Source organism: Antiquaquibacter soli, from assembly GCF_030580675.1.
Lineage (GTDB): Bacteria > Actinomycetota > Actinomycetes > Actinomycetales > Microbacteriaceae > Rhodoglobus > Rhodoglobus soli.
This window is the reverse complement of record NZ_JAUQUB010000001.1, coordinates 1772248-1789995: the sequence shown is the minus strand read 5'-3', so window position 1 is coordinate 1789995 and position 17748 is coordinate 1772248. Positions and strand designations below refer to the sequence as shown.

Genomic DNA, 17748 nt, shown 5'->3' with positions numbered 1-17748 from the left:
GCTATGCTTGGTCGGTTGGACCCACCTTGCTCGCGCTCGCGCGGGGCGTAGCTCAGCTTGGTAGAGCGCTCGGTTTGGGACCGAGAGGTCGCAGGTTCAAATCCTGTCGCCCCGACAATCTTTGCCCACACAACACCAGGAGAACCACGTCGTGAAGACCACTGTTGAGAAGCTGAGCCCCACGCGCGTCAAGCTCAACATCTCGGTCAGCCCTGAGGAGCTGCAGCCGAGCATCAAGCACGCCTACGAGCACATCGCCCAGCAGGTGAACATCCCCGGCTTCCGCAAGGGCAAGGTGCCGCCGCAGCTCATCGACCAGCGCGTCGGTCGCGAGGAGGTGCTGAACCACGCCGTGAGCGACGGCCTCGACAAGTTCTACCGCCAGGCCGTCTCCGAGGAGAAGATCCGTGTGCTCGGCCGCCCTGAGGCCGACATCACCACGTGGCCCGAGGTCAAGGACTTCTCGGGCGACCTCGTCGTCGCCGTCGAGGTCGACGTGCGCCCCGAGTTCACCCTCCCCGCCTACGACAAGCTCACCCTCACGGTCGACCCGGTCGAGGTCTCTGCCGACGACGTCAAGGACGAGCTCGACAACCTCCGCAGCCGCTTCGGCACCCTCAAGACGGTGGATCGCCCGGCCAAGACGGGCGATTTCGCCCAGCTCGACCTCACCGCCTCGATCGGCGACACGGAGGTCGACTCCGCATCGAGCATCTCCTACGAGGTCGGCTCGGGCGAGCTCATCGAGGGCATCGACGAGGCCCTCGACGGCCTCAGCGCCGGCGAGACCACGACCTTCGAGTCGACCCTCCTCGGCGGCGACCACGAGGGCGAGAGTGCGCTCATCACCGTGAGCCTGCTCGCGGTGAAGGAGCGGGAGCTGCCCGAGGCCGATGACGACTTCGCCCAGATCGCGAGCCAGTTCGACACGATCAAGGAGCTCAAGGCCGATATCAAGGAGCAGGTCGAGAAGTCGAAGGTGTTCGGGCAGGGCGCTCAGGCGCGCGACCAGATCGTCGACGAGCTGCTCAAGAAGGTCGACATCCCCGTTCCCGCGAAGCTCGTCGAGGACGAGGTCCACCGCCACCTCGAGAACGAGAACCGCCTCGACGACGACGTGCACCGCGCCGAGGTGACGGAGTCGAGCGAGAAGACGTTCCGCTCGCAGATCCTGCTCGACTCGATCGTCGAGGCCGAGGAGATCAAGGTCAGCCAGAACGAGCTCACGAGCTACCTCGTGCAGGGCGCCGCCCAGTACGGCATGGAGCCGAGCGAGTTCATCCAGGTGCTCAGCAGCAACGGCCAGATCCCGGGCATGGTCGCCGAGGTCGCGCGTGTCAAGGCGCTCGCCGTGGTGCTGTCGAAGGCGAAGGTCGTCGACACCAAGGGCAAGGCCGTCGACGTCACCGCCTTCACCGACGCGATCGTCGGCCAGGCCGGCGGCGACGAGGTCACTGCGGCCGACTTCGAGGGTCAGGGCGATGACCACGACCACGGCGGTGCGAAGGACTCGCACGGGCGCAAGCCCGGCCACGAGCACTACGGTCACGACCACAAGTAGCTCGCTCCGATCACGACGAGGCCCGCGCATCCTGGAGGGGATGCGCGGGCCTCGTGCTGTCGTCGGAGCTCGGCGCTAGCTCGCCTGGGCGACCTCCGCGCTCGCTGCGGCCGTCGCGCAGTCGTGCGCTTGCTCCCACGCGAAGGCGAGGAACGCGCTCGTCTCGATGGGGCCGGACTCGCCGCAGTCGGCGCAGTACGGCTCGTAGGCCCGGAGCTCGCGAATGTCGATGTCTGCCATGACTCCATGGTGCCCCCGGCCGCCGACATCGGGCGGTTGCGCTATCCGCGTGCCGCGAGTTCGACGGCGTAGGCGCGCACCGAGTTGCCGTACACCGGCAGGTAGTCGGCGAGGGCGGCGAGGGCGACGGATGCCGCGTCCCGCTCGTCCCCGCGGCTCGCGAGGGCGAGCGCCAGGAAGGCCGCCGTCGGGCCCGTCCACTCGTCGCCGGGATGCTCGTGCAGCTGCTGCTCGAGCATCCGCACCGCCTCCTCGGGTCGACCCAAGTTGCGCAGGGTGCTCGCGAGCTGGATGACGGCGCGGGGAAGGGTGGCGTCGTCGAGGCCGGCGTCGATCGCGCGCCGGTAGAGCGGCTCCGCCTCCGTCTCGAGGTCGGCGTAGTCGCGTGCCGACGCGGCCTCGAAGAGCGCGGCCGGGTCGTCCGGGTCGCGTTCGGCGACGAGCTCGTCGATTGCGGCGAGCACATCGAGGTCGGCCATCTCGCTCGCGGAGGCCCATACGGCGCTCACGCGGGCATACCAGTCGTCGGTCACGTCAGACAGGTTAGACGCGCGACTCTGCCCAGGGCGAACAGCCCGATACGGCCGCACGCGCTCGGATAGATTCGTGGGCAAGCGATAACTGAATGGAGCGCATCACATGGCCGAACCGGCACTGGTCTCATCTGTCTTCGACAGGCTGTTGAAGGACCGCATCATTTGGCTCGGGTCGGAGGTCCGCGACGAGAACGCGAACGAGATCGCGGCGAAGCTGCTGCTGCTCGCGGCGGAGGACCCGAAGCGTGACATCTCCCTCTACATCAACTCTCCCGGTGGATCGATCACCGCGGGCATGGCGATCTACGACACGATGCAGTTCGTGCCGAACGACATCGTCACCGTCGGCATCGGCATGGCGGCCTCGATGGGCCAGCTCCTGCTGACCGCGGGCACCAAGGGCAAGCGGTTCATCACCCCGAACGCCCGCGTGCTGCTGCACCAGCCGCACGGCGGGTTCGGTGGAACCGCGAGCGACATCCAGACCCAGGCGCAGCTCATCCTCGACATGAAGCGCCGCCTCGCGGAGATCACCGCGGCAGCGACCGGCAAGACGGTCGAGCAGGTCAACGAGGACGGCGACCGCGACCGCTGGTTCACCGCCCAGGAGGCACTCGAGTACGGCTTCGTCGACCACATCCGCGAGACCGCGATCGACGTGGCCGAGGTCACCGCCGGCGAGTCGACGAACAAGTAGTCACAGGAGAACAGGAACCCATGGAAACCCCCACCTTCCGCGCTGCCGGAAACCTTCCGTCCTCGCGCTACATCCTGCCCTCCTTCGAGGAGCGCACGGCCTACGGCTACAAGCGCCAGGACCCCTACGCGAAGCTCTTCGAGGACCGCATCATCTTCCTCGGCGTGCAGGTCGACGACGCGTCAGCGGACGACGTCATGGCCCAGCTCCTCGTGCTCGAGAGCCAGGACCCCGACCGCGACATCGTCATGTACATCAACTCGCCCGGTGGCTCGTTCACCGCGATGACGGCGATCTACGACACGATGCAGTACATCCGTCCGCAGATCCAGACGGTCGTGCTCGGCCAGGCGGCGTCGGCTGCGGCCGTCATCACCGCCGGCGGCACGCAGGGCAAGCGACTCGCGCTGCCGAACGCCCGCATCCTCATTCACCAGCCGGCGATCCAGGGTCAGGGTGGCGGTCAGGCCTCGGACATCGAGATCCAGGCCAACGAGGTGCTGCGCATGCGCACGTGGCTCGAGGAGACGCTCGCGCGCCACTCGAACCGCACCATCGAGCAGGTCAACAAGGACATCGAGCGCGACAAGATCCTGGGCGCGGAGGAGGCCGTCGAGTACGGGCTCATCGACCAGGTTCTGACGACGCGCAAGAACGCCCCGGCGGCGATCACCGCGAAGTAGTCCGCGCACGAACGCGAGAGGGCCGCATCCCGTCGGGGATGCGGCCCTCCGTCGTTCGACGCGATCAGCTCGAGGGCGGAGCGTTCCAGTTGTCGTCGTCACGGTCTGAGCTCTTGCCCATTCCGCGCAGAGCGCGCACCGCGAGGAGGATGACGGCGACGGCGCCGAGGAGCGCGAGCACGCTCAGGCCGATGGTGGTGAAGTCGAGGGGCACGCCCTCATTCTCGTCGACCGGGGCGGCTGTCGCACTCGGCTCGGGTTCGGGAGCCGTCGTGGGCTCCGCCGTCGGGGTGGGCTCGGGTTCGGCATCCTGTCCGCACACCGGAGGGGATGCGAGTCCCGTCGCCTCGCCCGTGCCCGTCCAGGAGAACGCGAGTTCGCCGGACACCGGGTGCCCGTCGTCGGAGATCACCTGCCAGTACATGCGGTAATCGCCGGGAGCGCCGAGGCTCGCGCCCATCGAGAGGGTCGAGCCGGAGACGACGAAGCAGCCGTCGCCGTAGAACGCTCCCGCCGCGTCCACGACCTGGATGGCGAAGCCGCTCGCGTCGCCCGAGAGATCGAGCAACGGCTCGTTCGCGGTCACCGAGAACTGCGCGGGCAGTGTCGCGAGCACCTCGCCGTCGCCGGGCGTCGATGAGACGAGGTAGCTGTGCGCGCTCGCCGGGAGTGCGACGGCGACGGATGCCGCGACGAGGGCCACCGCGCCGGCGAGGGCCGCGCGGCGCGCGAGGGTCGAGCGGGTCATGACTGTGCCGCCTTCCGACGAGCCGAGATTCCGAGGACGAGGCCGATCGTACCGAGCACGAGTCCGAGTCCCCCGAGAACCCGGGCGAGAACGTCGTCGCCGGGGCCCGCGGTCGCGGACACCGGGGCCGCCGCGTCGTCCTCGTCGGTCTCTGCGTGCTCGACTGCTGCGTCGTGGCCGTCGTGGTCATCGGCTTCGGCGGCGGTGAGAACGATCATCGGGACCTCCTCGCCATCCCACACGGTCTCGCCCGCCACGCACGACTGGAGGACCGGGAACTCGACGGTATCGCCCGGCTGCCCGTCGGGGAGCCGGAGAGACAGCTCGAACGCGTCTCTCAGGTCCGCGTCGAGCGGCGTTGCGGCGGTGTACGTCACGGAGGCCGTCCGCTCCGTGCCGTCGTCGGCACCCTCGAGCGGCTCGAGCTCGCGAGAGATCGACCAGTTCGGGTTGACGGTCGGGGTGACCGTGTCGATCCCCTCGGGGATCTCGATGGTGATCGCCGTGGTCGGCGATCCGTCGCAGCCGTGGGGCACGCTGAACGTGATGACGCTGTACGAGCCCGCGGCGGTCGAGGTGGCCGATGCCGAGACGTGGGCGCTCGCCGAGAGGGGCACGGCAAGGGCGAGGACGAGGCCCGCCGGAATAGCACAGGCGGACAGGAGGAACTTGTTCATAGGGCTTTCTTTCGATGACGGGCGCGATCGAGCGCGCGAGAATGCGCCGCGGATTCGCGGCTGGCCGGAGGCCGGGGGAGTCGAGGGCGCCGCTCAGGCGGCGCGGAGCTCCCGGGGCGGGCCGCGGTACGTCATCGGAGTGGCGTCGAGCAGGCGAGCGCGGGGGCGGAGTGCGCGAGTCCCGGGCACGAGCGGCAGCGCGGGCAGCGGCTCGACGGCGGTGGGGAGCGCGAGCATCCGGCCCGCGGCGAGGCGGAGGGATGCCGCGAGCCCGAGCACCGCGGACTCGGCGTGCCTCAGGAGCACGACTGTGACCAGGCCCGCGAGCAGGTGCGCGAGCCACATGTCGGCGGCGGCGTGGTCGTGGATCGGGGAGACGGCGGCGAGCGAGTGCCCGTGCACCGCCGCGGTCGGGGTGCCCATGCCGCTGAAGAGCGAGTGGAAGAGCACCTGGCTGATCGCCACGGAGGCGGTGAGCCGCCACAGCGACTGCCGACGCCCGCTCAGGAGCGCGCTCGCCGTGCCCGCGAGGACGAGGGATGCTCCGAAACCGAACGCCGTGGGCGGCACGCCCGCCGCGAGAGTGTGCGAGACCGCGGCCACCACGGTGGCGGCGAAAGCGACCAGCCAGCCCCGGCCGGCGCGCGACGCGCGTGCGCTCATCCCGCTCTTTTCTACGTTTTGTAGACAATCGTGCCACAGTGCGGCACGCCGAGCGGGATTCGACAGGGTGCGTGGTCCCGCCGAAAAGTCGGGTTAGGCTCGGGGTATGCGCACCTCTAAGCGCGGAAGCTGGGGAGAGGACACGACATGGCTCGGATAGGCGAGAGCGCCGACCTGCTCAAGTGTTCCTTCTGCGGCAAGAGCCAGAAGCAGGTCCAGCAGCTCATCGCGGGCCCCGGCGTCTACATCTGCGACGAGTGCGTCGAGCTCTGCAACGAGATCATCGAGGAGCGACTCGCCGAAGCGGGCGAGGAGGTGTCGAGCGAGTTCGACCTCCCGAAGCCGCGCGAGATCTACAACTTCCTCGAGGAGTACGTCATCGGCCAGGAGCACGCGAAGCGCTCGCTCTCCGTGGCGGTCTACAACCACTACAAGCGAGTTCGTGCCCGCAACACGATCACCTCCGTCGACGCGACGATCGACGACGTGGAGATCGCGAAGTCGAACATCCTGCTCATCGGCCCCACGGGCTGCGGCAAGACCTACCTCGCCCAGACCCTCGCCAAACGGCTCAACGTGCCGTTCGCGGTCGCGGATGCCACGGCGCTCACCGAGGCCGGCTACGTCGGTGAGGACGTGGAGAACATCCTCCTCAAGCTCATCCAGGCCGCCGACTACGACGTCAAGCGCGCCGAGACCGGCATCATCTACATCGACGAGATCGACAAGATCGCGCGCAAGGCCGAGAACCCCTCGATCACGCGTGACGTCTCCGGCGAGGGCGTGCAGCAGGCGCTGCTGAAGATTCTCGAGGGCACCGTCGCCTCCGTGCCGCCGCAGGGTGGCCGCAAGCACCCGCACCAGGAGTTCATCCAGGTCGACACGACGAACGTGCTCTTCATCGTCGCCGGTGCCTTCGCGGGACTCGAGGACATCATCTCCAACCGCGCCGGCAAGAAGGGCATCGGCTTCGGTGCCCCCCTGCACAGCAAGGGCGACGATGTGAACCTGTTCGGCGAGGTGCTTCCGGAGGACCTCCACAAGTTCGGCCTCATCCCCGAGTTCATCGGCCGACTGCCCGTCGTCACGACGGTCACGCCGCTCGACCGCGAGGCTCTCATGGAGATCCTCACGAAGCCGCGCAACGCGCTCGTGCGCCAGTACCAGCGCATGTTCGAGATCGACGGCGTCGAGCTCGACTTCGACCAGGAGGCGCTCGAGGCCATCGCGGACCTCGCCGTGCTGCGGCAGACGGGCGCTCGCGGCTTGCGCGCGATCATGGAGGAGGTGCTCGGACCGATCATGTTCGACGTGCCCTCCGACGACGAGGTGGGCCGCGTGGTCGTCACGCGTGCCGCCGTGCTCGAGAACGCCGCTCCGACGATCGTTCCCCGCTCGGCGCCGCGCGCCGAGAAGTCGGCGTAGCCCTCCCGGTCGGTCTAGCCCCAGCCGAGCCGGGCCCGCACCGCTGCGAGCCCTCGGTGAGGGAACTCGTCCCACCCGGGCGCGAGCTGCTCTTCGGTGACACGCAACAGCTCCTGCGCCCCGCTCTCCAGGTCACCTGACAGCGCCTCGGCGATCCGAGCTCCGAGCGCCGGATGCACGAGCTCGAAGCGTCGCCGCGGGTCGAGTGTGTCGAGCCGGGCGGTGTCGCCCGGGAGACGGTTCCCCAGCACGCGCAGCAGGTGCTCGACCGCTTCGGAGCGGATGCTCTCACCCGCGCTCAGCACCTCGCCGCGTCGGTACCGGCCCATCCCGATGAGCACCTGGGTGAGCACGAGGGTGGCCTCGGCTCGGTCGTCCCGCGGACCCGAGGGGAGCGGGCGGGAGAGCATCCTGTCGATTGCCTCGCCGAGGCCGCCCTTGTCGACGAGGACGTCGACGGCGTTGCCGGCCCAGCCCTCGAGCCCGGCGAGGTCGGTTACGCCGAACTCGAGCACGTGGCCGTCGTCGTAGATCGCCTTCACACCCCCGTGGTGCTCGACGACGCTCGCCGCGATCGACTCTGCGGCGGGAAGCCACGACAGGTCGTGGCGGTAGCCGTCCTCGGCACCGGGCACGGTGACGAGGGCGAAGTCGTGGTCGGACCACTCGTCCACTCGTGAACGGTCCGCGGTCGACCCCATCGCCGCGAGGCCGACGATGTCGTCGCGCTCGGCCGCGGTGGCGGTGAGCAGGTCGAGGAACCGGTCGAACCGGTGGCGGGGGTGGGGCATCCGTCTCTCCTTCGAGTGCGGGCTTGACGACCGGGCGAACATACTTCTATGGTTAATTTAGTCCTGAACAAAGACGATCAGCAAGGAAACCCGATGGCGCTCCGCCCCACCTCGCGCACCGACGTGAACCGCTCGGCGATCCTCGCGCACCTCGGGGCCCACGGCCCGGCGTCGCGCGCCGACCTGGCCCGCGTGCTCAACGTCTCCCCGGCCCTCATGACCTCACTCACCAAGGACCTCCTCGCCGAGGGGCTGCTCGTCGAACTCGACCACTCGCCGTCCCAGGGCGGTCGACCGGCCCGGATGCTCGGCCTCGCGTCCTCCGCCGGTCGTGCCATCGGCGTCAAGGTCGTCGCCGACCACGTCGCTTTCGTCGAGGTGGGCATCGAAGGCACCGTGCGCCGCTCGGCGAGCGAGCCGTTCGACGCGTCAGCGACAACGCTCCTCGCCGACCTCGCCGTCCTCCTGCGCCGGTTCATCGCGGGCGGGTCGAACGAGCCACTGCTCGGCATCGGCGTGGGGGTCCCGGGCAGCGTCGATCGCCAGGGCAACGGCCTCGTCGATTCCGCGCAGCTCGGCTGGCAGCAGGTTCCCGTCGGGGCGACGCTGCGACGGGAGTTCTCCCTGCCGGTCCTCGTCGAGAACAACGTCAACGCGCTCGCCGTGGCCGAGCGGCTCTACGGCGTCGGGCGTCAGCACGAGAACTTCCTCGTGGTGACGATCGGTACGGGCGTCGGCGCGGGAATCGTCGTCGACGGCGTGGTGCTGCGCGGACACGGCGGGGGAGCGGGCGAGATCGGCCACATCCCCGTGCTGGAGGACGGGCCGCTGTGCTCGTGCGGCAACCGGGGGTGCCTCGAGTCTCTCATCGGCGAGGCCGCTCTCGTGCGGCGGGCGCGCGAGCAGGCGGTGATCGGCGGCGGGAGCGGGATGTCTGCGCTGCGCGCCGCGGCCGACGCCGGCGACTCGGCCGCGAGCGCCCTCTTCAGCGAGGCAGGCCACCTCCTCGGCCGAGCGCTCGCCGGGATCGTGCACACCCTCGACCCGGAGATCGTCATTGTGCTCGGCGAAGGCACGGCGGCGTGGTCGCACTGGTCGTTCGGATTCGAACCGGCGCTGCGATCCTCGCTCATGCCGAGCCGCCGAGCCGTTCCGGTCGCGGTGGAGACGTGGGCCGATGAGAGCTGGGCGCAGGGCGCCGCGGCGATCGTGCTCGCAACGCCGTTCGACTCCGAGGGTGTCGCGGGCGACCAGGGCCGCCTCGTGCGAGCCCGACTCGTCGAGCAGTCAGCTCCGACCGGGGAGCCCTCGTGAGTCTCTCCAACGCGCAGACCTCGCTCCTCGACCGCTCGCGTCCGGCAGCGCGCCCCCGCACGGCCGGCAGCCGCAAGCGGCGCTACGCGCTCACCGTCCTCGCCTTCCTGCTCCCGAGCGCCGTGCCCCTCGCGCTCTTCACCCTCGGCCCCATGGTCGCCGCACTGTGGATCAGCCTCCACGAGTGGAACCTGCTCTCGGCGATGCGCTTCGTGGGCCTCGGCAACTACATCGACCTGCTCGGCGACCCGCAGACGGGCGCGGTGTTCCTGCACACGCTCTACTACATCGCCGGGTACCTGCCGCTCGTGTACGTGGGCGGGCTCGCCCTCGCCCTCGCGCTCAACACCGCGCTCAAGGGGCGCTCGTTCCTGCGCGGGATCTACTTCCTCCCGGTGGTGACGAGCTGGATCGTCGTCGCCCTCGTGTGGCGGTGGCTGCTCAACCCGTCGAACGGCATCGTCAACGCGGTGCTCGCCGCTGTCGGAATCCAGGGCCCGGGCTGGTGGACCGACCCGGCCTGGGCGATGCCGTCGATCATCCTCGCGTCCGCGTGGAAGGACCTCGGCTTCGTCATGGTCATCCTGCTCGCCGGGCTCCAGGCGATCTCGCCCGACCTCTACGACGCCGCGAAGGTGGACGGAGCGGGATGGTGGCGCCGACTGTTCAGCGTGACGCTGCCCCTGCTCAGCCCCTCCACGTTCTTCGTGTTCGTGATCTCGCTCATCAACGGCTTCCAGGTCTTCGACCAGGTCTACGCGATGACCGGGGGCGGGCCGAACGGCGCGAGCGAGGTCGTCGTGCAGCGCATCTACGACCTGACCTTCCGCTACGGGGCTGCGGGCGAGGCATCCGCGCTCTCCTGGCTGCTCTTCGTCGTCGTCCTCGCGATCACTCTCATCCAGGTCCGCGGCCAGCGGAGGTGGGTCAACTATGGCTGACACCGCCCTGTCAGCGCGCCGGATGCCCGGGCCCCGCCTTGCGGGATGGATCGTGCTCCACGTCGTCATCGTGCTCGGCGCCGTCGTCATGTTCTTCCCGTTCCTCTGGACGCTCATCACCTCGATCAGCCCCGGGGTGGGCCTCACGGTGACGCCGGCCCTGTGGCCCGAGAACCCGTCGCTGTCGGCCTACGAGACGCTCTTCACGGAGCTGCCGTTCGCGAGGGTGGTCGGCAACAGCCTGCTGCTCGCCGTCATCACGACGGTCGTGCAGCTCGTGACGAGCTCCACCGCGGCGTACGCGTTCAGCAGGCTTCCGTTCCGGGGAGCGGGCATCGTGTTCTCCGTCTACCTCGCGACGATGATGATCCCGCTGCAGGTGCTCATCGTTCCGCTCTTCGTGGAGCTGAAGACGTTCGGGCTGCTCAACACCTACCTCGGAGCGCTCCTGCCCACCTTCGCGAGCGCGTTCGGCATCTTCCTCCTCCGGCAGGCGATCAACCAGGTGCCGCGGGAGCTCGACGAGGCGGCGACGCTCGACGGGGCCGGCCACTTCCGGATCTTCTGGACGATCATCCTCCCGAACATCCGGCCGGCCCTCGCGACCCTGACGGTCTTCGCGTTCATGGGGAGCTGGAACAGCTTCCTCTGGCCGCTCGTCGTGCTCCGTACGCCCGAGCTGCAGACGCTCCCGATCGCCCTCGCGAGCCTCCAGGGTCAGTACACGACCGAGTGGGACGTCATCATGGCCGGCTCGGTGGTGAGCATCCTCCCGATGCTCGCCCTCTACATCTTCGCCCAGAAGTACGTCATCCAGGGCGTCGCCAGCTCCGGGATCAAGTGACACCCGAGGCATGGAATCACAGCACCACCCCCACTATCAAAGGAGATACAGCACCATGAACCGCAGACTGCTCGGACTCGTCGGCGTCGCCGGCGCCGCAGCGCTCGTGATGACCGCGTGCGCCCCCGCGGGCGACTCGGACGGCCCTGTCACGATCACCTACACCAACTTCATCTCGAACGACGGCAACGAGGACAACCTCCAGACGATCATCGACGCGTTCGAGGAAGAGAACCCCGACATCACGGTCGAGGTCACGACCCTGCCCTATGGCGACTACGGGACCGCGCTCCAGACCGACCTCGCCGCCGGTACCGTCTCCGACGTCTTCGACATCGAGTACGCGAACTACAAGGCGTACCAGTCGAGCGGAGTGCTGGCCCCGCTCGAGGTCGCGAACCCCGACGCCTACCGCGCGTCGCTCCTCGAGGCGTACTCGACCGATGGAACGTCCTACGCGCTGCCGAGCTCCTTCTCGACCGTCGTGCTCTTCTTCAACAAGGACCTCTTCGACGCCGCGGGCCTCGACTACCCGAGCTCCGACTGGACGTGGGCGGACGAGGAGGCCGCGGGTCTCGCACTCACCGACCAGGCGGCAGGCGTCTGGGGCGACCACCAGCCCGTGAGCTTCTACGAGTTCTACAAGGTGCTCGCCCAGAACGGCGGACAGTTCCTCAACGAGGACGGCACGGCCGTCGCCTTCAACAGCCCGGAGGGCATCGAGGCCGCCCAGTGGCTCGTCGGCAAGAGCGGCACGACGATGCCGACGATCGAGCAGGGCCAGGGCACCCCGGACTTCGACACCAACCTCTTCAAGGACGGCAAGCTCGCCATGCTCCACACCGGGATCTGGATGTTCGGTGCCTTCGCCGACGTGCCCTTCGGCTGGGACATCGCCGTCGAGCCCGGCAACACCACGCAGGCGAGCGCGGTCTTCTCCAACGCCGTCGGCGTCTCCGCGACGTCCGAGCACATCGAAGCCGCGACGAAGTGGGCCGAGTTCCTCACGTCGTCGACGACGATGGTGGACGTCCGCCTCGACTCGGGCTGGGAGCTGCCGCCCGTCTCCGACGAGGCCGCGCTCGCGACCTACCTCGAGAAGGACAACCCCGCGAACCGCCAGGCGGTGTTCGACTCGCTCGACAACGTCGCGCTGCCCCCGGTCGTCGCCGTCGGCCAGACCGAGATGCAGGACATCGTGACGGAGGAGCTGATCGAGGCGCAGGCCGGTCGCAAGACGGTCGAGGAGGCGCTCGCCTCCGCCGAGGAGCGCATCAACGCGGTCATCGGCGGCTGACGCCCGACCCATCCGTCGGGGCTCCGGGACGATCGTCCCGGAGCCCCGCCCATCCACCACGAGAGGCACTGTCACCCATGACCACGAGCGCGCCCACCGACGTCGAGCTCGCCGAGCTGTCGAGGCACAGCGTCGAGCTGATCCTGCGGCTGCAGGACCCCAGCGGCGCCTACCCGGCCAGCCCCACGTTCTCCGCCTACCAGGGCTACTCCTGGTTCCGTGACGGGGCGTTCATCGCCGACGCGGTGTCGGCGTACGGGGAGGAGGGGTCGGCCTCGCGGTTCCACGACTGGTGCTCGGGCATCCTGACCGCTCGGTCGGGGCGAATCCGGGAGGTCGTCGACGCGGCGGCCGCGGGCTCGCCCGTGCCCGACGAGCGGATGCTCGGCACACGGTTCACGTTCGACGGGGCCGAGGGCTCCGACGAGTGGTGGGACTTCCAGCTCGACGGCTACGGCACGTGGCTGTGGGCCGTCGTCGAGCACGCGCAGCGCCATGAGCTCGGTATCGACCGCTGGCTGCCGGCGATCGAGCTCGCGGTGGACTACCTCGCGAGCTCGTGGGAGCGCCCGTGCTTCGACTGGTGGGAGGAGCACGCCGAACACGTCCACGTCTCGACTCTCGGCTGCATCGCGGCGGGACTGCGCGCCGCCCAGGCCGTCGTGGACCCGGTGCGCGCGGATGCGTGCGCCGACGCGGTCGCCCGCATCCGTGCGCTCATCGCGAGGAACGGAGTGGTCTCCGGCCACCTCGCGAAGTGGCTCGGTTCGACCGACGTCGACGCGAGCCTCGCCGCGCTCGTCGCACCGTTGCGGGTGTACCCGGCCGACGGTGCTGTGGGGGCCTCGACGATCGCCGCGCTCGACGAACAGCTGACCGTCGACGGGGGAGTGCACCGCTACCTGCTCGACACGTTCTTCGGCGGCGGCCAGTGGCCGCTGCTCAGCTGCTTCCTCGGTCTCGCCTACGCCGACGCGGGCGACACCGCTCGGGCGCGCGAGCTGCTCGAGTGGGCGGCGTCGACCGTCACCGCGGACGGCGACCTGCCTGAGCAGGTGCCGCACCATCTGCTCTTCCCCGATCGGCGCCAGGAGTGGATCGATCGCTGGGGCACCGTCGCCACACCGCTGCTGTGGTCGCACGCGATGTTCGTCCGACTGCAGGTGCGGCTGGAGGTCGGGCGATGATCCGGCACCGTCCGCTCGGCAGCGGCCACCCGTACTCGGTCGACACCGAGCAGAGGCATCCCGTCGTCCCGGTCGCGGGGGAGCCGCTCGTGCTCGGCGTCCGCAGTTCCGGCGACGTGGATGCCGTGGACCTCGAGTACTCCGTCGACGGTGGGCCGCTGCACCGCGTGCCGCTGACGCGAGCCCAGCGCCGCTCGCGAGGCCAGACGATCGACGGCGGCCATCTCGCGTCCGCCCAGGCTCGCCTCGCTCGTGCTCAGGCGGGGTGGGAGACAAGGCTCGACGGCCTCGCGGCCGAGAACCGCGTGCGGTACCGCTTCGAGGGAGGCGGCCAGTCCACGCGCTGGTTCGAGACCGCGGTCGCGGGCTGGGCGCCGGCACCGGATGTCACGGGGGCGCTCCCGGGCACCACCACGGCGCTCTCCGACGGCGAGCGGGTGCACCGCGTGCGGTTCGCGCTCCCGCTCGAGCCGGGCGAGCACGTCGCCGGTTTCGGCGAGCGCTACGACGCCCTCGATTTCCGCGGGGCAAGCCTTGACTCCGTCGTCTTCGAGCAGTACAAGAGCCAGGGAGCGGAGCGCAAGACGTACCTGCCGATGCCCTTCGCCCACGTCGTCGGCGGCCGCGGGTGGGGCTTCCACGTCCGCACCTCCCGACGGGTGTGGTTCGACATCGGCGAGTCCGACTCGAACCGCCTCTGGATCGATGCGGAGACCGGGCCCGACGGGATCGTCGACCTCGGACTCTTCGAGGGCGACCCGCGGGCCGTGCTCGCCGCGTTCCTCGATGAGGCGGGCCACCCCGAGGAGCTGCCCGACTGGGTGTTCCGGCTGTGGGCGAGCGGCAACGAGTGGAACACGCAGGCGGAGGTGATGCGCCAGGCGGACGCGCACCGTGACTCGGGCATCCCGATCGGCTCCATCGTCATCGAGGCGTGGAGCGATGAGAGCACCTTCACGGCGTGGCGAGGGGCGCGATTCGAGCCCGCGGACCGACCCCACGTCCTCGCCGACTTCGACTTCCCGGCCGACGGTCCGTGGCCGGATCCGAAGGGCATGATCGACGAGCTGCACGACCGGGGCATCCGGCTCGTGCTGTGGCAGATCCCGCTCATCAAGATGCGCCCCCACCCGCGGGACCAGGTCGCGATCGATGCCGAGTCGGCGATCCGCGACGACGTGCTCGTGCGGGAGGTCGGCGCGGATGGTCGGCTCCGGCCGTACCGCAACCGCGGCTGGTGGTTCCCGCTCGGGCTCATGCCCGACCTCACCGACGAGCGGGCGGCGCGCTGGTGGACCGACCGTCGCCGCTACCTCGTCGAGGAGATGGGTGTCGACGGCTTCAAGACCGACGGCGGCGAGCACGCGTGGGGAGCGGACCTGCGCTACCTCGACGGCTCCTCGGGCGACGAGTCCAACAACCGCTTCCCCGTCGCGTACGCGAAGGCGTTCGGCGACCTGCTGCGCTCGGCGGGCAAGGCGCCGGTGACGTTCAGCCGGTCCGGCTTCACCGGCAGCCAGGCGCACGGCGCGTTCTGGGCCGGGGACGAGAACTCGACGTGGGAGGCGTTCCGCTGGTCGATGTTCGCCGGGCTCTCCGCGTCGGCGAGCGGCATCCTCTACTGGGGGTGGGACTTCGCCGGATTCTCCGGAGACGTGCCCACCGTCGAGCTCTACCTCCGATCCGCCGCAGCCGCCGCATTCGTCCCGATCATGCAGTACCACTCGGAGTTCAACCACCACCGGTCGCCCTCGCGCGACCGGACCCCGTGGAACATCGGGGAGCGCTGGGGCGACGAGTCGGTCATCCCCGTCTTCCGTCGGTTCACCGAGCTGCGGGAGCGGCTGGTGCCGTACCTCGCACAGTCGGCGCGGTCGGCGATCGCGGCCGGAGAGCCGCTCATGAGGCCGCTGTACTTCGACCACCCGCACGATGAGAACGTGTGGATGCACCCGCTCCAGTGGATGCTCGGCCCCGACCTGCTCGTCGCGCCGGTGCTCGAGCCCGGAGCTACCTCGTGGGGTGTGTACCTTCCCGCGGGCGACTGGGTGGACGCGTTCACCGGCGAGCCGGTCGCGGGCGGTCGCGTCGTGGATCGGCCGGTCCCCATCGACGAGCTGCCGGTTTACGTGCGAGCGGAGGCGTGGCCGACCATGGGGGCGGTGTTCCAGCCCTAGGCTTGCGGGGTGCTCCAGTCCATCTCCGCAGGTTTCGTCGCGGCCATCTCCGGGTTCGCGACCTCGTTCGCTCTCGTCATCGCCGGTCTCATCGCCGTCGGCGCGACACCGGAGGAGGCGGCGTCCGGGCTCCTCGCGCTGTGCCTCGCGATCGCCGTCGTGAGCACGGTCGGGGCGCTGTGGTTGCGGGTTCCGCTCGCGATCGCGTGGTCCACCCCGGCCGCGGCCGTACTGCTCGCGGCGTCGGGGCACGGCATCACGTTCTCGAACGCGGTCGGGGCCTTCCTCGTGAGCGCTGCGCTCGTCGTGGTCACGGGGTTGTGGCCGTGGCTCGCGCGGGCGGTGACGAGCATCCCGAAGCCGCTCGCGAGCGCGATGCTCGCGGGAGTGCTCTTCCCGATCTGCCTCGCGCCGATCCAGGCAGTCGCGACTCTCCCGCTGCTCGCAGCGCCGATCGTGATCGTGTGGCTTGTGCTGTACCGGCTCGCGCCCCGGTGGGCGGTGCCGGCGGCGATGGTGGTGGCGATCGGCGCCATCCTCTACTCGGCCGGCACGGGGTGGATCGCCGATGCGCAGATCGCTCCCCAGCTCGTGTTCGTGGCGCCCACCTTCGACTTCTTCACGATCCTGAGCCTCGGGCTGCCCCTGTACATCGTGACGATGGCGGGGCAGAACATCCCGGGATTCGTCGTGCTCCAGTCGAACGGATTCGAGGTCCGACCGCGCTTCGCCCTGGTGAGCACGGGTCTCGGCTCGGCGGCGGGGGCCTTCTTCGGCGGCCACGCGATCAACCTCGGCGCGATCACCGCGGCGATCATGGCGGGGGACGAGTCGCACCCCGACCGGGCGAAGCGGTGGACATCCACGCTCACCAATGGGCTGCTGTACATCCCGCTCGGCCTGGGGTCGGGCGTCGCCGTCGCGCTCATCAACGCGGCCCCGACCATCCTCGTCACGGCCGTCGCCGGACTCGCGGTGCTGGGGGCCCTCATCTCGAGCGTCGTGGGCGCCTTGGAGCAGCCGGAGCACCGGCTCACGGCGATCGTCACGTTCCTCGTCGTCGCCTCCGGAGTCGTCGTCGTCGGCATCGGGTCGGCGTTCTGGGGCCTCCTCGTCGGCGGGGTCGTCATGCTCTGGCTCGGGTGGCGGCGGCGGCCGAAGCCCGGGCTCGGCGAGGACACCGAGAAGCCCGACGCGTAGGCTGACGGGATGACTGCGCCGTCGCTCAAGGGATTCCGCCGCACCGCGATCGTCTTCATCGTCGTCTCGCTGTCGATCGCCGCCCTCTTCGGTATCGTCACGCTCCTCACGGGCGAGTTCGGCGAGCTGCAGGGCAAGATCCTGCTCACGACCCTGCTCCTCGCGGGGTTCTCGATCACCGCGTTGTGCCACCTCGCCGTCGTCGGCCGCGCCCAGCGCATCGTCGGCTTCGTGGGCATCGCCGTGTCGGCCCTCGCGTTCGTGCTGGGCGCTGTGCTCATCTGGCGGAGCTGGGAGAGCTGGGGCGACGAGTGGGAGGCGGCACTCAAGGCCTTCGCCGTGCTGTCGATCGCGGCGCTGAGCCTCGCCCACGCCAACCTCCTGCTCCTGCTCGGCGATCGCCGCAACGGCGGCGTGCGGGCGGGACTCGCGGCCACGCTCGTGCTGATCGCCCTCGTCGCCGTGCTGCTGTCGATCCCGATCCTCACCGACGGGCGCATCCCGGGCGATGACGGCGACGGGTACTGGAGGGTGTTCGGCGTGCTCGCGATCCTCGACGTGCTCGGCACGATCGTGCTGCCCGTGGTCGGGCGGGTGACGCGCGACGGCGCGGCGGCGATCACCGTCCGGCTCGAGGGAGAGGCCGCCGAGCGGCTCGCGCGCATCGCGGCGGAGCGGGGAGTGGCTCCGAGTGCGGTCGTCGGCGAGCTCGTGGCATCCCTCGACCCGGTGCCGCCTACGGAATGACCCGCGGGGGCCGGGTGTTG

At 69.8% G+C, this 17748-nt stretch carries 18 protein-coding genes and 1 tRNA gene; 13 read left to right on the top strand and 6 right to left on the bottom strand.

Annotated features, from left to right (window positions below; genetic code table 11):
- The first annotated feature begins 41 nt into the window (after positions 1–41).
- Both Q5716_RS08815 and tig read left to right on the top strand, forming a co-directional pair.
- Positions 42–115: transfer RNA gene (locus Q5716_RS08815), tRNA-Pro, on the top strand.
- 36 nt (positions 116–151) lie between these two features.
- Positions 152–1561, top strand: coding sequence for a trigger factor (gene tig / locus Q5716_RS08810; protein WP_305002702.1), 1410 nt, complete (start codon positions 152–154; stop codon positions 1559–1561).
- A gap of 75 nt (positions 1562–1636) precedes the next feature.
- Here the strand turns inward: tig and Q5716_RS08805 are convergent, their stop codons facing one another.
- A complete protein-coding gene (locus tag Q5716_RS08805; protein ID WP_305002701.1) occupies positions 1637–1801 on the bottom strand; it encodes a hypothetical protein in 165 nt (54 codons plus the stop codon).
- A gap of 41 nt (positions 1802–1842) precedes the next feature.
- Entirely contained in the window at positions 1843–2334 is a 492-nt protein-coding gene (locus Q5716_RS08800; protein ID WP_305002700.1) for a tetratricopeptide repeat protein, read from the bottom strand.
- Positions 2335–2440: 106 nt separating this feature from the next.
- On the opposite strand from Q5716_RS08800, the gene Q5716_RS08795 reads away from it, so the two are divergent.
- Complete coding sequence (locus Q5716_RS08795) at positions 2441–3034, top strand: ATP-dependent Clp protease proteolytic subunit (RefSeq protein ID WP_305002699.1); 594 nt, start codon at positions 2441–2443, stop codon at positions 3032–3034.
- A 20-nt stretch (positions 3035–3054) separates the two neighbouring features.
- Positions 3055–3717 (top strand): ATP-dependent Clp protease proteolytic subunit, encoded by a 663-nt coding sequence (locus Q5716_RS08790; protein WP_305002698.1) that lies wholly within the window; start codon positions 3055–3057, stop codon positions 3715–3717.
- Between the two features lie 64 nt (positions 3718–3781).
- On the opposite strand, the gene Q5716_RS08785 is transcribed toward Q5716_RS08790, so the two are convergent.
- The 3 genes from Q5716_RS08785 to Q5716_RS08775 all read right to left on the bottom strand — a co-directional run bounded on the left by Q5716_RS08785 (position 3782) and on the right by Q5716_RS08775 (position 5805).
- Positions 3782–4465 carry a copper resistance CopC family protein gene (locus Q5716_RS08785; protein ID WP_305002697.1) on the bottom strand — a complete coding sequence of 228 codons (684 nt, stop codon included), beginning with the start codon at positions 4463–4465 and terminating at the stop codon, positions 3782–3784.
- The gene (locus Q5716_RS08780) at positions 4462–5142 is read right to left on the bottom strand and encodes a YcnI family copper-binding membrane protein (RefSeq protein ID WP_305002696.1); all 681 of its coding nucleotides are present in this window, start codon (positions 5140–5142) and stop codon (positions 4462–4464) included. Before Q5716_RS08780 ends, Q5716_RS08785 begins: the two co-directional genes overlap by 4 nt.
- Before the next feature lie 93 nt (positions 5143–5235).
- A complete protein-coding gene (locus Q5716_RS08775; protein ID WP_305002695.1) occupies positions 5236–5805 on the bottom strand; it encodes a hypothetical protein in 570 nt (189 codons plus the stop codon).
- 147 nt (positions 5806–5952) lie between these two features.
- Here Q5716_RS08775 and clpX point away from each other — a divergent pair, with 147 nt between their 5' ends.
- Positions 5953–7230 carry an ATP-dependent Clp protease ATP-binding subunit ClpX gene (gene clpX / locus Q5716_RS08770; protein ID WP_305002694.1) on the top strand — a complete coding sequence of 426 codons (1278 nt, stop codon included), beginning with the start codon at positions 5953–5955 and terminating at the stop codon, positions 7228–7230.
- 14 nt (positions 7231–7244) lie between these two features.
- Here the strand turns inward: clpX and Q5716_RS08765 are convergent, their stop codons facing one another.
- Positions 7245–8021, bottom strand: a complete 777-nt coding sequence (locus Q5716_RS08765) for a hypothetical protein (RefSeq protein ID WP_305002693.1) — start codon at positions 8019–8021, stop codon at positions 7245–7247.
- Between the two features lie 93 nt (positions 8022–8114).
- Between Q5716_RS08765 and Q5716_RS08760 the strand changes: the two genes are divergently transcribed.
- From Q5716_RS08760 to Q5716_RS08725, 8 genes are all read left to right on the top strand, one after another.
- On the top strand, positions 8115–9335 hold the full coding sequence (locus Q5716_RS08760; RefSeq protein ID WP_305002692.1) for an ROK family transcriptional regulator: 1221 nt from the start codon (positions 8115–8117) through the stop codon (positions 9333–9335).
- A complete protein-coding gene (locus tag Q5716_RS08755; RefSeq protein WP_305002691.1) occupies positions 9332–10276 on the top strand; it encodes a carbohydrate ABC transporter permease in 945 nt (314 codons plus the stop codon). The genes Q5716_RS08760 and Q5716_RS08755 overlap by 4 nt, the downstream gene beginning before the upstream one ends.
- Positions 10269–11120, top strand: a complete 852-nt coding sequence (locus Q5716_RS08750) for a carbohydrate ABC transporter permease (protein WP_305002690.1) — start codon at positions 10269–10271, stop codon at positions 11118–11120. The genes Q5716_RS08755 and Q5716_RS08750 overlap by 8 nt, the downstream gene beginning before the upstream one ends.
- A 55-nt stretch (positions 11121–11175) precedes the next feature.
- A complete protein-coding gene (locus Q5716_RS08745; RefSeq protein WP_305002689.1) occupies positions 11176–12417 on the top strand; it encodes an ABC transporter substrate-binding protein in 1242 nt (413 codons plus the stop codon).
- Between the two features lie 77 nt (positions 12418–12494).
- Complete coding sequence (locus Q5716_RS08740; protein ID WP_305002688.1) at positions 12495–13604, top strand: glycoside hydrolase family 15 protein; 1110 nt, start codon at positions 12495–12497, stop codon at positions 13602–13604.
- On the top strand, positions 13601–15781 hold the full coding sequence (locus Q5716_RS08735) for a glycoside hydrolase family 31 protein (RefSeq protein WP_305002687.1): 2181 nt from the start codon (positions 13601–13603) through the stop codon (positions 15779–15781). The genes Q5716_RS08740 and Q5716_RS08735 overlap by 4 nt, the downstream gene beginning before the upstream one ends.
- Positions 15782–15790: 9 nt before the next feature.
- Positions 15791–16981, top strand: a complete 1191-nt coding sequence (locus Q5716_RS08730; RefSeq protein ID WP_305002686.1) for a benzoate/H(+) symporter BenE family transporter — start codon at positions 15791–15793, stop codon at positions 16979–16981.
- A 9-nt stretch (positions 16982–16990) separates the two neighbouring features.
- Positions 16991–17728 (top strand): hypothetical protein, encoded by a 738-nt coding sequence (locus Q5716_RS08725; protein WP_305002685.1) that lies wholly within the window; start codon positions 16991–16993, stop codon positions 17726–17728.
- The last annotated feature ends 20 nt before the right edge of the window (positions 17729–17748 follow it).